This is a genomic window from Microbacterium sp. LWH3-1.2 (assembly GCF_040675855.1).
Taxonomy (GTDB): domain Bacteria; phylum Actinomycetota; class Actinomycetes; order Actinomycetales; family Microbacteriaceae; genus Microbacterium.
Genome location: NZ_JBEGIK010000001.1, coordinates 2,696,942 through 2,709,903 on the forward strand (window position 1 = coordinate 2,696,942; position 12,962 = coordinate 2,709,903).

Annotated in this window: 10 protein-coding genes and 1 other RNA gene; 4 read left to right on the plus strand and 7 right to left on the minus strand. The window is 69.9% G+C overall.

Annotation, left to right across the window (positions count from 1 at the left end; all coding sequences use genetic code 11):
• Nucleotides 1-16: 16 nt before the first annotated feature.
• Entirely contained in the window at nucleotides 17-409 is a 393-nt protein-coding gene (locus MRBLWH3_RS12560; protein WP_363432382.1) for an RDD family protein, read from the minus strand.
• A gap of 132 nt (nucleotides 410-541) precedes the next feature.
• Here MRBLWH3_RS12560 and glnA (MRBLWH3_RS12565) point away from each other — a divergent pair, with 132 nt between their 5' ends.
• Together glnA (MRBLWH3_RS12565) and MRBLWH3_RS12570 are read left to right on the plus strand one after the other, a co-directional pair.
• Nucleotides 542-1,966, plus strand: a complete 1,425-nt coding sequence (gene glnA, locus MRBLWH3_RS12565; protein ID WP_363432385.1) for a type I glutamate--ammonia ligase — start codon at nucleotides 542-544, stop codon at nucleotides 1,964-1,966.
• A 135-nt stretch (nucleotides 1,967-2,101) separates the two neighbouring features.
• Nucleotides 2,102-2,839: a peptidase M23 gene (locus MRBLWH3_RS12570; protein ID WP_363432388.1), complete on the plus strand. Its 738-nt coding sequence runs from the start codon at nucleotides 2,102-2,104 to the stop codon at nucleotides 2,837-2,839.
• A gap of 25 nt (nucleotides 2,840-2,864) precedes the next feature.
• Here MRBLWH3_RS12570 and MRBLWH3_RS12575 read toward each other — a convergent pair whose 3' ends face one another.
• From MRBLWH3_RS12575 to MRBLWH3_RS12585, 3 genes are read right to left on the minus strand one after another with little or no spacing between them, the layout of a single operon-like run.
• Complete coding sequence (locus MRBLWH3_RS12575; RefSeq protein WP_363432391.1) at nucleotides 2,865-5,867, minus strand: bifunctional [glutamine synthetase] adenylyltransferase/[glutamine synthetase]-adenylyl-L-tyrosine phosphorylase; 3,003 nt, start codon at nucleotides 5,865-5,867, stop codon at nucleotides 2,865-2,867.
• A gap of 13 nt (nucleotides 5,868-5,880) precedes the next feature.
• The gene (gene glnA / locus MRBLWH3_RS12580; RefSeq protein WP_363432394.1) at nucleotides 5,881-7,218 is read right to left on the minus strand and encodes a type I glutamate--ammonia ligase; all 1,338 of its coding nucleotides are present in this window, start codon (nucleotides 7,216-7,218) and stop codon (nucleotides 5,881-5,883) included.
• A gap of 59 nt (nucleotides 7,219-7,277) precedes the next feature.
• On the minus strand, nucleotides 7,278-7,505 hold the full coding sequence (locus MRBLWH3_RS12585; RefSeq protein WP_363432397.1) for an SPOR domain-containing protein: 228 nt from the start codon (nucleotides 7,503-7,505) through the stop codon (nucleotides 7,278-7,280).
• A 97-nt stretch (nucleotides 7,506-7,602) separates the two neighbouring features.
• Here MRBLWH3_RS12585 and ppgK point away from each other — a divergent pair, with 97 nt between their 5' ends.
• Nucleotides 7,603-8,367: a polyphosphate--glucose phosphotransferase gene (gene ppgK, locus MRBLWH3_RS12590; RefSeq protein ID WP_363432400.1), complete on the plus strand. Its 765-nt coding sequence runs from the start codon at nucleotides 7,603-7,605 to the stop codon at nucleotides 8,365-8,367.
• Between the two features lie 56 nt (nucleotides 8,368-8,423).
• On the opposite strand, the gene rnpB is transcribed toward ppgK, so the two are convergent.
• The 3 genes from rnpB to MRBLWH3_RS12605 form a co-directional block, all read right to left on the minus strand.
• Nucleotides 8,424-8,791, minus strand: an RNA gene (gene rnpB, locus MRBLWH3_RS12595) — RNase P RNA component class A.
• 51 nt (nucleotides 8,792-8,842) lie between these two features.
• A complete protein-coding gene (locus tag MRBLWH3_RS12600; RefSeq protein ID WP_363432403.1) occupies nucleotides 8,843-10,573 on the minus strand; it encodes a bifunctional 3'-5' exonuclease/DNA polymerase in 1,731 nt (576 codons plus the stop codon).
• Nucleotides 10,574-10,594: 21 nt separating this feature from the next.
• Nucleotides 10,595-11,326 carry a zinc ribbon domain-containing protein gene (locus tag MRBLWH3_RS12605; RefSeq protein ID WP_363432405.1) on the minus strand — a complete coding sequence of 244 codons (732 nt, stop codon included), beginning with the start codon at nucleotides 11,324-11,326 and terminating at the stop codon, nucleotides 10,595-10,597.
• Nucleotides 11,327-11,414: 88 nt separating this feature from the next.
• Here MRBLWH3_RS12605 and MRBLWH3_RS12610 point away from each other — a divergent pair, with 88 nt between their 5' ends.
• Nucleotides 11,415-12,959 (plus strand): amino acid permease, encoded by a 1,545-nt coding sequence (locus MRBLWH3_RS12610; RefSeq protein WP_363432408.1) that lies wholly within the window; start codon nucleotides 11,415-11,417, stop codon nucleotides 12,957-12,959.
• The last annotated feature ends 3 nt before the right edge of the window (nucleotides 12,960-12,962 follow it).

Consider the following 12,962-nt stretch of genomic DNA (forward strand, 5'->3'; position numbering starts at 1 on the left):
GCCGGGTTCTCTCGTTTCAGGAGCGGATGAGCACCGTGCCTACGGCCTTGTCGTGAAGGCCCCGCTGGTCAGCGTCCCAGATGACCGCAGGGATCGCCAGGATCAGGAGGGCGGTGCGGATCACGGGACGCCACAGGCCCACCCACGTGCCGTCGAGGCGCACGAGGCGCAGACCGAAGATCCGGTGACCGGGGCTCCCCTGCAGCGTCGGCAGGAACACGATCTGGATGGCGGCGAAGATCGCGAGGATCGCCAGAGGGTCCCATCCGAAGAACCCCGAGATGAGGTACGCGGCGCCGTAATCGAGGAAGAGAGCGCCCACGCGGCGGCCCAGACGGCCGATGGATCCGGTGCCCTCGCGGGGCAGTCCGAGGCGTTCGCCGGGGTAGTCCTGGGTGCTCTGCGTCACTTCCCCAGCGTACCCAGGTCTCCGTAACATCCCTGAAACACAAGTGATACTGGAGGGCAATGCCCTGCGGGTACCTTGCCAAAGTGCCCGGCCCGTACGGGCCGATCCGAATGCCCTACCTCTGGAGTCTTCATGTTCAAAGATTCATCCGAGGTGCTGAAGTTCATCAAGGACGAGGACGTCAAGTTCCTCGACATCCGTTTCACGGATCTTCCTGGCGTACAGCAGCACTTCAACATCCCGGCCTCCACCGTCGACGAAGAGTTCTTCACGGTCGGCCAGCTGTTCGACGGCTCCTCCATCCGAGGCTTCGCGAACATCCACGAATCGGACATGCAGCTGATCCCGGACGTGTCGACGGCGTACCTCGACCCGTTCCGTGAGGCGAAGACGCTCGTCATGGTCTTCGACATCTACAACCCGCGCAACGGCGAGATCTACTCGAAGGACCCGCGCCAGGTCGCCAAGAAGGCAGAGAAGTACCTCGCCTCGACCGGCATCGCCGACACCGCCTTCTTCGCGCCCGAGGCCGAGTTCTACATCTTCGACGACGTCCGCTACGAAGTGAAGCAGAACTCCAGCTTCTACTCGGTCGACTCCGAAGAGGGCGCCTGGAACACCGGCCGCGCCGAAGAGGGCGGCAACCTCGCCAACAAGACCCCGTACAAGGGCGGGTACTTCCCGGTCTCCCCCGTCGACAAGACGGCCGACCTGCGTGACGACATCAGCCTCCACCTCATCGAGTCGGGTCTGCAGCTCGAGCGCGCGCACCACGAGGTGGGCACCGGTGGCCAGCAGGAGATCAACTACCGCTTCGACACGATGGTGCACGCGGCCGACGACATCCTGAAGTTCAAGTACATCGTCAAGAACGTGGCGAACGAGTGGGGCAAGGTCGCGACCTTCATGCCCAAGCCGCTCTTCGGCGACAACGGCTCGGGCATGCACACGCACCAGTCCCTGTGGCTCGACGGCAAGCCGCTCTTCTATGACGAGAAGGGCTACGCGCAGCTCTCCGACGTGGCGCGCTGGTACATCGGCGGCATCCTGGCGCACGCGCCGGCGCTGCTGGCCTTCACCAACCCGACGCTCAACTCGTACAAGCGTCTCGTGAAGGGCTACGAGGCTCCGGTCAACCTGGTGTACTCGGCCGGCAACCGCTCGGCGGCCATCCGCATCCCGATCACGGGCTCCAACCCCAAGGCCAAGCGCATCGAGTTCCGTGCGCCGGACGCCTCGGGCAACCCGTACCTCGCCTTCGCCGCGCAGCTCATGGCGGGCCTCGACGGCATCCAGAACCGCATCGAGCCGCACGAGCCGGTCGACAAGGACCTGTACGAACTTCCCCCCGAGGAGGCGAAGAACATCCCGCAGGTGCCGAACTCGCTGCTCGACTCGCTCGAGGCGCTCCGCGCCGACCACGAGTTCCTGCTCAAGGGCGGCGTGTTCACGCCCGAGCTCATCGAGACGTGGATCGAGTACAAGATCGAGAACGAGATCCAGCCGCTCAACGCGCGTCCGCACCCGTTCGAGTACGAACTGTACTTCGGCGTCTGACGTTCCAGCACCGCAGGCGGGCCCCGGGAGACCGGGGCCCGCTTCTGCGTTCGCTGGGAGAAGGATGCCGCGACCCGGGGCGCGGCCTAGGCTGAACGAGCGCATTCGCGCCCGTACCGACAGAAGGCGAACACGATGCCCACCCGCACCACCGCAACGGCACGACGGCGCACCACGCGTCGATTGCCGGCGGCTCGCCGGCGCAGGCCGCGGCGTCACGCCCGTCGGCGTGGCCGCGGGTGGGGAGTCGCGGCGGCGATCGCCGTTCCGGTGATCCTGTTCGCCGCCGTCCTGGTGGGTGCGGCGCTCCTCGCGGGGAGCTTCCGGATGTCGTGGGCGGACGACCTCGCGCTCGCCCCGGACGATCGTGCGCCCGTCCCGCCGCCGATGATCGAGCCCGCGGTCGCCGGGTATCGCTTCGAGCAGCTCACGAACGCCTGCACGATCCTCGCCGCCGGCCGGGACCTCGGATTCGATGCGAGAGACCAGACGATCGCGGTGATGACGGCGATGGGCGAATCATCGCTGCGCAACATCGACTACGGCGACTGGGAGACGAGCGGCGTCACCAATCCGGACGGCTCCCGCACCACCTCGATCGGTCTGTTCCAGCAGCAGGACTCCTGGGGCACGCGCGAAGCGCGCCTCGATCCGTACACGGCCGCGACGGTGTTCTACCGAGCCATGGCGGCACGCGTACCCGACCGGGCTGCGGTGGAGCCGACCCTCGTCGCGCACCGCACGCAGGTCAACGCCGACCCGAATCACTACGCCCGGTACTGGGATCGCGCGGTGCGCGTGGTCGCCGCCGTCACGGGCACCCCGTTGGAGGGCGACCGCATCGACGGCGTCCCGCACTGCCCGGGTCCGTGAGCGGGCGCGGGTCGCAGCGTCCGTGTCAGCCGTAGAAGAGCTTCTCGAACACGCGACGTGCGCGACGCGTGGTGCCGAGGTAGTCCTCTTCGACCTGCGTGGCTGACCGCGGCGGATATTCGAGGAGCCGTCCGATGCCGTCGAGCTTCTTGCGGTCGACCGGGAGCACGTCGCTCGTCTGCCCTGACAGCAGCGTGTTGGCCGAGCGGAGACGGCTCGCGAGCCGCCAGGCGTCCGCGAGGCGGTCCGCGGCGCTGGGGGGAACTAGTCCGGCGCTCTCGGCGGCGCGCAGCGCCCCCAGCGTGGATGTCGTGCGCATCTCGGGTACCGCGTGGGCGTGCTGCAGCTGCAGCAGCTGGACGAGCCACTCGACGTCGCTGAGCGAGCCGGGGCCGAGCTTGAGATGTCGTGACGGGTCGACTCCCTGCGGCAGCCGCTCGCTCTCGACACGGGCCTTGATGCGCTTGATCTCCCGCGTGGCGGCGAGGTCGACCGTCTCGGGGTAGCGCACTCGATCGGCGAGCTTCATGAAATCGCCGATGAGCTTGACGCTCCCGGCGACGCCGCGCGCCCGCAGCAGCGCCTGCGCCTCCCACGACAGTGCCCATCGGCGGTAGTACTCCTCGTACGCCTCGAGCGAGCGGGCGAGCGGGCCGTTGCGGCCCTCCGGGCGCAGGTCCGCGTCGAGCTCGAGCGGGACGCGGTGGTCCTCGGAGTGGGTGCGCAGCGCGGCGACGAGCTTCAGGGCGAGCTCGTGGGCGCGCTGCGGGTCGACGCCGTTGGGCCGATAGACGTACATGACGTCGGCGTCGGAGCCGAACCCGAGCTCCGCGCCGCCGAAGCGTCCCATGGCGATGACCGAGAAGTCGAGGGCCGCGTCCTCGGCGGGCACGACCTCACGGCGCACCGCCCGCAGGGTCGCCTGGATCGTGACCTCGGTGATCGTCGTGAGGGCGTCGGCGACCTCCTCGATCGTCACGCTTCCGAGGATCGCTCCCATCGCGATGCGCAGCTGCTCGCGGCGTCGCAGCGCCCGCACCGAGCGCATCGCGTCGATGGTGGTGTCATGCCGGGTCTGGATCGCCCGTGCCTCCTGCTGCAGTGCCGCTCCCGAACGCGGACGCAGCAGCTCCGGGTCGTCCAACCACGCGGCCGACTCGGGGATCCACTCGATGAGCTCCCCCACGTAGCGAGAGCCGGACAGCACTCGGGAGAGGCTTTCGGCGGCACCTGAGGAGTCCCGCAGCATGCGCAGGAACCAGTGGGTGTCTCCGAGCCGCTCGCTGAGCCGACGGAAGGCCAGGAGGCCGTAATCCGGATCGACGCCGTCCGCGAACCAGCGGATCATGACGGGCATCAGGTGCCGCTGGATCGTCGCCTTCCTGCTCAAGCCGCTGGTGAGCGCGGCGATGTGGCGCAGCGCGCCCGCGGGGTCGGCGAAGCCGATCGCCGCGAGACGGTCGTGAGCCTGCTCGGTCGACAGCACGCGCTCGTCGGCCGGCAGCGCGGCCACCGCCGACAGCAGCGGGCGATAGAAGAGCCGGACATGGATGTCGCGCACCTCGCGCTTGACGGATTCCCACAGCTGCCAGATCCCGTCACCGGTGTCGGCGAGGCCCGTCGCGCGCGCGAGGACGCGAAGCTCCTCTGGTCGCGACGGCATCAGGTGCGTGCGGCGCAGCTGGCGCAGCTGCACGCGGTGCTCGAGCAGCCTCAGGACGCGATAGTCCCGCGAGAAGGCGGATGCCTCGGCACGGCCGATATACCCCTCGACGACGAGCGCGTCCAGCGCCGCGAGCGTGCCCCGCTGACGGATGCGATCGTCCGACAGGCCGTGCACGAGCTGCAGGAGCTGGACGGTGAACTCGATGTCGCGGATGCCGCCTGGTCCGAGCTTGAGCTGATACGGCACGTCGGCGGGCGGGATGTGCTCGGTGACGCGCTCGCGCATGCGCTGCACGCTGTCGACGAAGTTCTCACGGGCGGCACTCGTCCACACCTTCGGCTGCACCGCTTGAATGTACGCCTGCGCGAGGTTCTCGTCGCCCGCGATGGGCCGCGCCTTCAGCAGCGCCTGGAACTCCCAGCTCTTCGCCCAGCGGTCGTAGTACGCCAGGTGCGAGTCGAGCGTGCGCACGAGCGCACCCTGCTTGCCCTCCGGACGCAGGTTGGCGTCGACCTCCCACAGCGGCGGCTCGATCTCAACGCCCGAGATGCCGCGCATCGTCTGAACCGCCAGTCGTGTCGCGATGTCGACGATGCGGCTCTCGCCGAGCTCCTCGATCGCGTCGTCGTCGCCCCCGCCCACGAAGATGACATCCACGTCGCTGACGTAGTTGAGCTCGCGCGCACCGGTCTTCCCCATGCCGATGATCGCGAGCTTCGCGCGCGCCACCTGGTCGCGCGGGAACAGCCCCGCGCCGACGGCGCCTCCTGACACTCGCGTGCGGGCGACCGCGAGGGATGCCTCGAGCGCCGCGCCCGCGGCATCCGCGAGTCGTGCCGACACGGCCTCCACCTCGTCGACCGGCGTGGGGCTCAAGAGGTCGTACGCGGCGATGCGCGCGAGCATGCGGCGGTACCGCACGCGCAGCGCGACCCAGGCGCCCTCGCCGCCGTCGGCGGCGAACCCGTCGACGGCGTCGATCGACGCGAGCATCTCCGAGCGGAGCTCCTCCGGCGTAGGCAGTCGCCCCCCCGCTTCGGCGAGCTGGTCGACCTCTGCGGGGTGCCGGAAGAAGAACTCTCCGAAGCCGGTCGACGCGCCGAGCAGCGCCCACAGCGCCTGCCAGGCCGCGGGCCGTTCACGGGCGCGCTGGACGGACGCGGCGTCCCGACGCGCGATGCGTACGAGCGCATTGAGCGCCTCGTCAGGGTCCGCCGCGTGGGCTGCACCACCGAGCAGCGCGTCGCGCGTCGTCTCGAGCAGGGTCGACAGTTCGTGGAGGAGCTCCTCCGCATCCGTGAGACGGCTGAAGCCCAGGCGGGCGAGCGGGGTCAGGGAAGCCGGCCGGTCGCTCGCGGACATGCGTCAGCCGGTCTCAGAGCATCTCGAGGTTGCTCTTGAGCTCGAAGTGGGTCACCTGCGAGCGATACTCCTGCCACTCGCGGCGCTTGTTGAGCAGCACGTAGTTGAAGACCTGCTCGCCGAGGGTCTCGGCGACGAGCTCGGACTCCTCCATGTACTCCAGCGCGTGGTCGAGGCTGGCGGGCAGCGGGGCGTAACCGAGCGCCCGGCGCTCAGCATCCGTCAGGGACCAGACGTTGTCCTCCGCCTCGAGCGGGAGCTCGTATTCGTTCTCGATGCCCTTGAGGCCCGCCGCCAGCATGAGCGCGAACGAAAGGTAGGGATTCGCGGCGGAGTCGAGCGCGCGGTACTCGACGCGCGACGACTGGCCCTTGCTGGGCTTGTACAGCGGCACGCGCACGAGGGCTGAGCGGTTGTTGTGGCCCCAGCAGATGAAGCTGGGCGCCTCGTCGCCGCCCCACAAACGCTTGTACGAGTTGACGAACTGGTTCGTGACGGCCGAGATCTCGTTCGCGTGGCGCAGCAGGCCGGCGATGAACTGGCGGCCGACCTTGGACAGCTGGTACTGCGCGCCCTCTTCGTAGAACGCGTTGACGTCCCCTTCGAACAGGGACATGTGCGTGTGCATGCCGCTGCCGGGCTTGCCCGTCATCGGCTTCGGCATGAACGTCGCGTAGACGCCCTGCTCGATCGCGACCTCTTTGATGACGGTCCGGAATGTCATGATGTTGTCGGCCGTGGTGAGGGCGTCCGCGTAGCGCAGGTCGATCTCGTTCTGGCCCGGACCGCCCTCGTGGTGGCTGAACTCCACGGAGATGCCGAGGTCTTCGAGCATGCGGACCGAGCGGCGGCGGAAGTCGTGGGCGGTGCCGCCGGGGACGTTGTCGAAGTACCCGGCCGAGTCGACGGGTTCGGGACCCTCGGTGCCGAAGGACGAGGACTTCAGCAGATAGAACTCGATCTCGGGGTGCGTGTAGAACGTGAACCCCGCGTCGGCGGCCTTCGCCAAGGTGCGCTTGAGCACATGGCGCGGGTCGGCGACGGCCGGCTGCCCATCGGGCGTGGTGATGTCGCAGAACATGCGCGCGGTCGGATCGATCTCGCCCCGCCAGGGCAGGATCTGGAACGTGGTCGGGTCAGGGTGCGCCAGGAGGTCCGACTCGTAGGAGCGCGTCAGGCCCTCGATGGCGGAGCCGTCGAATCCGAGGCCCTCGCTGAAGGCGCCCTCCACTTCCGCGGGGGCGATGGCGACGGACTTCAGCGTGCCGATCACGTCTGTGAACCACAGTCGTACGAACTTCACGCCTCGTTCTTCGATGGTCCTCAGAACGAAGTCACGCTGCTTGTCCATCGCGTCCTCTCCGGTGCCGGATCGCCCGAGGTGTCAATACGACCGCGGTGAAAGCCAGACTACTGGTCGTCGCTGCCCTCGCCTGACACCGTGTCGGCGCCCCACGAGTCCTCGCGCGCCTCCTCCGCCGCCCACGCACGGGCGCGCTCCTTGATCACTTCGGGGGCCTTCGCCGCCTCCTCGGGAGTGTCGAAGGGGCCGGCGCGGTCGGGTGCGGGCGATTCGAAGCCCTTCTCGACCTCACCGGTCTTGAGGTTGTACCAGTACTTGTCGCTGCCGCTGGTCATCCTGCACGCTCCTCGCATCGCGGGCTGCTCGCCCTCGGCATGATCCTACTGACGCCCGCCTCGTGGGCGACGCCGTCGGCGTCGATAGGCTGTCGACATGGCATCTGACGCGGCACGCGCCGTCGGCGTGGACATCGGCGGTACCGGAATCAAGGCAGGGATCGTCGATCTGGAGAAGGGTGAACTCGTCAGCGATCGCGTCAAGGTCGCGACTCCTGCCGGCGCGCACCCCCCGGACGTGCTGGCCGCGGTGACCGAGGTGCTCTCGACCCTGGGCGTCGCCGACGATCCGTCGGTGGCCCTCGGAGTGGCGTTCCCCGCGATCGTGAAGAACGGGCGCACGCTGTCGGCGGCGAACGTGTCGGACCAGTGGATCGACTTCGAAGCCGAGAGGTTCTTCGAGGACGGCCTGGGCCGCGACATCCACTTCGCGAACGACGCGGACGTCGCAGGCGTCGCCGAGGTCCGCTACGGCGCCGCGAAGGACCGGCCCGGGCTCACGATCCTCACCACCCTCGGCACCGGGATCGGCTCGGCGCTGCTGTACGACGGCGTGCTGGTGCCGAACTCGGAGCTCGGCCACGTGCAGCGCGCCCGTCACGGGAAGGATGCCGAGGCCTACGCCGCATACTCCGCGATGGAGCGTGACCACCTCACGTGGGAGCAGTGGGGGAAGCGGCTGCAGTGGTACTACAGCCACATCGAGTTCCTCTTCAGTCCCGACCTGTTCGTCGTCGGTGGGGGTGTGTCGAAGCACTCCGACAAGTTCCTGCATCTGCTCGACCTCAAGACGCCGATCGTGCCGGCGGTGCACCGCAACAACGCGGGCATCATCGGCGCCGCCGCGCTCGCGCGCGGCTGACGCGGTCGCCGCGTCGTCGGGGCGCGCCGCGATGGGCGTCGCGGTCCGACGGAGCGCGAATGGGCCGGCCTGTACGCCGGGTTCTGTCCGGGGGCGTGAGCCCCGTGGACGGTCATCTCTCTCGGCGACACGTTGCCGTGCCGCTCCAGCGGCCTACCCGGGGACTCGGCGGGCCGCGTCGTCATCCCCTGTCTGGCCTTGCTCCGGGCGAGGTTTACCGTGCGGGACGTGTCACCACGACCCCGGTGGTCTCTTACACCACCCTTTCACCCTTACCCGGCCGAAGCCGGGCGGTCTGCTCTCTGTGGCACTGTCTCGCGGATCGCTCCGGGTGGGTGTTACCCACCGCCCTGCCCTGTGGAGCCCGGACGTTCCTCGACGCGCGGCGGCGAACCGCCCGCGACGCGACCGTCCAGCCGACCCATTCGCATTCGTCAGTCTATCTATCGCCGCCGTGCGGGTATCCGCGGCGCGGTCATTCCTTGAGTGCGGTCTCGGCGATGCGCACGTCGAGCCGGAAGTCGAGAGGGAAGCCGCCGAAGAGCAGGTGCCCCGCGGTCGCCGCGGCATCCGTGACGGCCTGGGCCGCCGCATCCGCGTGCTCCTCGGGGGTGTGCACGATGACCTCGTCGTGCAGGAAGAAGGCGAGATGCGGCCGGTGCGCGAACGCCGGCCCCGAGCGTGGCGCGCTGCGCTCGGGAGGGACCGGCGGGAGCGCGGCGAGGCGCCCGCGCAGGTCGGCCAGCCACGCGAGCGCCCACTCGGCGGCGGTGCCCTGCACGACGAAGTTCCGCGTGAAACGACCACGATCGCGAGCCCAGCGCCGGGCGCGGTTCTCGTCGGCGCCGGATGCGTCCGCCTCGGTCGCGAGCGACTGCGCGGCGGACCATTCCGGCGACGGGGCCGGCGACGTTCGGCCGAGCCATGTGGAGACGATGCCGCCGTCCTCGCCGGTGCGGGCCGCGTCGTCGACGAGACCCATCGCGCGCGGATAGGCGCGGCGCAGGCGCGGCACCAGCCGCCCCGACTCTCCCGTGGTGGCGCCGTACATCGCGCCGAGCATCGCGATCTTCGCCTCCTGCCGGGTAGCGACGGCACCGCTGTCGACGATCCCCGTGTAGAGATCGCGTCCGCGGGCCGCCGCCGCGAGCGCCGTGTCGCCCGACATCGCCGCAAGCACGCGTGGCTCGAGCTGGGCGACGTCGGCGACGACGAGCCGCCATCCCGGGTCCGCGCGGACGGCCTCGCGCAGCTGACGAGGCAGCTGCAGCGCTCCCCCGCCGGACGACGCCCAGCGCCCCGTGACGACGCCGCCGGGAACGTAGACCGGGCGGAACCTGCCGTCGGCGACCCAGTCCGACAGCCATGCCCACCCGTTCGCCGACAGCAGCCGCGACAGCTTCTTGTACTCGAGGAGCGGCTCGATGACGGGATGCCGCTGCTCGGCGAGCTCCCACCGGCTGGTGGACTCGACCAGCACGCCGACGCGGTGAAGAGACCGGAGCAGCTTCGGCTGGGAGTCGAGGCTCGCGGAAGGATCGCCGAGTGCCGCGCGCACGCGTTCCGCTGCCGCGGCCAGCTTCACGGGCTGCGCGCCACCGGGGCGGCGCTGCCCGAGGGTCTCCACGAGGATGCGGTCGTGCGCCTCGGCGTCCCACGGAAGTCCCGCCGCACGCAGCTCGGCGGCAACCAACGCGCCCGCCGACTCCGCAGCCGTGAGCAGTCGAAGACGACCGGACTCGGCGCTGTCGGCGACCGCATCCCGCTGACGCGCGAACTCGGCCAGCGCCGCCTCCACGTCGGCGGGAGGGCCGGAACCGCGCGCGACGGCATCCAGCTCGAACAGGGCGGGCGTGGCTTCCTCGGCATCGACGTGCGGCGCAGCATCCCACTCCCGTACCCGCCTCACCGCCGCCGCCTCGGCGACGAGCGCCGAGTCGCGCAGGATCGCGTGGCCCAGGCGGAGGTCGTGACACCGGGCGACGCGGACTCCCTCGGCGAGGAGCGCGGCGTACCACTGCGGCGTGTCGTGCCAGACCCACCGCGGGGCCCAGCGGGACTCGGCGTCCGAGATCCACGACGACAGCGCGGCACCGTCCACCTCGTCGCGGCCGAGCTCGTCGGCGTTCGCGTCGAGCAGAACGGCGGCGGCGCCGCGTCCGGTCCGCCCGAGGACGATCCAGCCCGGGGCGTCAGGCACGCCCACCGCAGCACTGCCCGGCTGCGGTCACAGCCCGGATTCGTCGTCGCGCACGAGGATGCAGCCGCACTCCGGGCACGTCACCACGTCGTTCTCGCCGGCCTGGCGCAGCACCTGCAGGTCGGTGCCGGCGAGCACCATGTGGCAGCCCTCGCACGTGCGACGGCGCAGGAACGCCGCGCCGGCGCTGCGGACCGCGAGGCGGTCGTACAAGGCGAGAAGGTCGGCGGGGACGCTGCCTGCGATGGCCGCGCGGTCACGGGTGGCTGCCTCGAAGGCCGCCGTCGCCTCGGCGACGGCGCGCTTGCCCTCGGCGCTCAGCTCGGCGCCCTCGGCGTTGGTCGCCGCGATGAGGCCCTCCTGCTCGGCGATGGCGGCGTCGGCGGTCTCGAGACGCTCCATGACGGCGAGCTCCGCGTCTTCGAGATCGCTCTTGCGGCGGGCGAGGGCAGCCAGTTCGCTCTCGAGCCCCTGTGCCTCCTTCGAGTTCGTCGAGGCGGCCAGGCGGCCCGCATCGCGCGCCGCGCGGGCGTCGACCACGGCGACATCGGACTCGATGCGCGACAGCTCGGTGCGCAGATCGTCCCTGGCGCCGAGGCGCGTTCCCAGCTCCTGCGAGAGCTCCTGACGCCGGCCCAGCAGCTCCTGCACGCGACCCGCCTGCGGCGGGTTCTTACGAGCATGGTCGGCCTGGCGGATGCGGGCGTCGAGCTGGGCGACCTCGACGAGGCGGCGCTGGTCTGCGGGGCTGGCGTTCACGTCACCAACCTACCGTGGGCATCGACGGCGCCAACGGTGGCGACTAGCATTCGACGACCGGCCCTTCCGAAGACGAAAGGCGCGAACCATGGGTGTTCTCCGCACCAAGTCGGTCGAGCAGTCGATTGCCGACACCGACGAACCGGAATCCCGACTCAAGAAGTCCTTGACGGCCCTGGACCTCACGGTCTTCGGCATCGGCGTCGTGATCGGCGCCGGCATCTTCACCCTCACCGGCCGCGCCGCGCACGAGGTCGCGGGCCCGGCCATCGTGATCAGCTTCGTGGTCGCCGCGATCGCCTGCACGCTCGCCGCGCTCTGCTACGCCGAGTTCGCGTCGACCGTGCCGGTGTCGGGATCCGCCTACACCTTCTCGTACTCGTCGCTCGGGGAGCTGTTCGCGTGGATCATCGGGTGGGACCTCATCCTCGAGATGTTCCTGGGCGCGAGCGTCGTCGCGCAGGGATGGAGCGCGTATCTCGGCACGCTCTTCGAACAGCTCGGGATGCCGATCCCCGCTGAGATCGGATACGGCGGCACCGTCGACCTCATGGCGATACTGCTCGTGCTCGTGCTCGGCGGCCTCATGACGTTCGGCATCAAGGAGTCGCTGCGCGTGAACATGGTGCTCGTCGCCGTGAAGCTCTTCATCGTGCTGTTCGTCATCGTCGCCGGGCTCCTGTTCGTGAGTCCCGCGAACTGGTCGCCGTTCGTGCCCGCGCCGGCGCCGCGGGAGGCCGCCACGGGGCTCAGTCAGCCGCTGCTGCAGTTCCTCTCGGGCATCGAGCCGACCGCCTTCGGTGTCGGCGGCATCTTCGCCGGCGCCGCGCTCGTCTTCTTCGCGTACATCGGCTTCGATGTCGTCGCGACCACTGCGGAGGAGACCCGCCGCCCGCAGCGCGACCTGCCGATCGGCATCATCGCCTCCCTGGTGATCTGCACGCTCCTGTACTGCGCCGTCGCCCTCGTGGTCACCGGCATGGTGCCGTACCAGGACCTCGACCCGGCGGCGGCCCTCGCCAACGCCTTCGCCTTCCACGGAGCGACGTGGATGGCGACACTGATCTCCGCGGGCGCCGTCGCGGGCCTCACCACCGTCGTGCTCACGCTCCTCATCGGCGCCACGCGCATCATCTTCGCGATGTCGCGCGACGCCCTCCTGCCGATAGGCCTCGCCAAGGTGCACCCGCGGTTCCGCACGCCGTGGGTCATCTCGATCCTCGTGACGATCGTGGTCGCCGTCGTCGCGGGTTTCACTCCGATCGGCCTGCTCGAAGAGATGGTCAACATCGGCACGCTGTCGGCGTTCGTGCTCGTGTCGATCGGCGTCATCGCGCTGCGGCGCAAGCGCCCCGACCTGCATCGCACCTTCCGCGTGCCCCTCAACCCGTGGCTGCCGGCGCTGTCTGCCGCGATCTGCGTCTACCTGATGCTCAACCTCACGGTGGAGACGTGGCTGAGATTCGTGGTGTGGCTCCTCCTGGGATTCGTGATCTACTTCGCGTACTCGCACCGGCACTCCAAGATCGGCCAGCCCGGGTACCAGGAGTTCGCGCTGCCGCACGTCGTCTCGCACGAGCGGGGCGACGGGGATCGGGGCGGCGACGGGGATCCGCGCGCGGACCGGCCCTGAGAT

Excerpts from the sequence above, each read along its gene's own strand:
- glnA (WP_363432385.1), top strand. The coding sequence starts at position 542 with ATGTTCAAAGATTCATCCGAGGTGCTGAAGTTCATCAAGGACGAGGAC.
- MRBLWH3_RS12570 (WP_363432388.1), top strand. The coding sequence starts at position 2,102 with ATGCCCACCCGCACCACCGCAACGGCACGACGGCGCACCACGCGTCGA.
- MRBLWH3_RS12575 (WP_363432391.1), bottom strand. The coding sequence starts at position 5,867 with ATGTCCGCGAGCGACCGGCCGGCTTCCCTGACCCCGCTCGCCCGCCTG.
- glnA (WP_363432394.1), bottom strand. The coding sequence starts at position 7,218 with ATGGACAAGCAGCGTGACTTCGTTCTGAGGACCATCGAAGAACGAGGC.
- MRBLWH3_RS12585 (WP_363432397.1), bottom strand. The coding sequence starts at position 7,505 with ATGACCAGCGGCAGCGACAAGTACTGGTACAACCTCAAGACCGGTGAG.
- ppgK (WP_363432400.1), top strand. The coding sequence starts at position 7,603 with ATGGCATCTGACGCGGCACGCGCCGTCGGCGTGGACATCGGCGGTACC.
- MRBLWH3_RS12610 (WP_363432408.1), top strand. The coding sequence starts at position 11,415 with ATGGGTGTTCTCCGCACCAAGTCGGTCGAGCAGTCGATTGCCGACACC.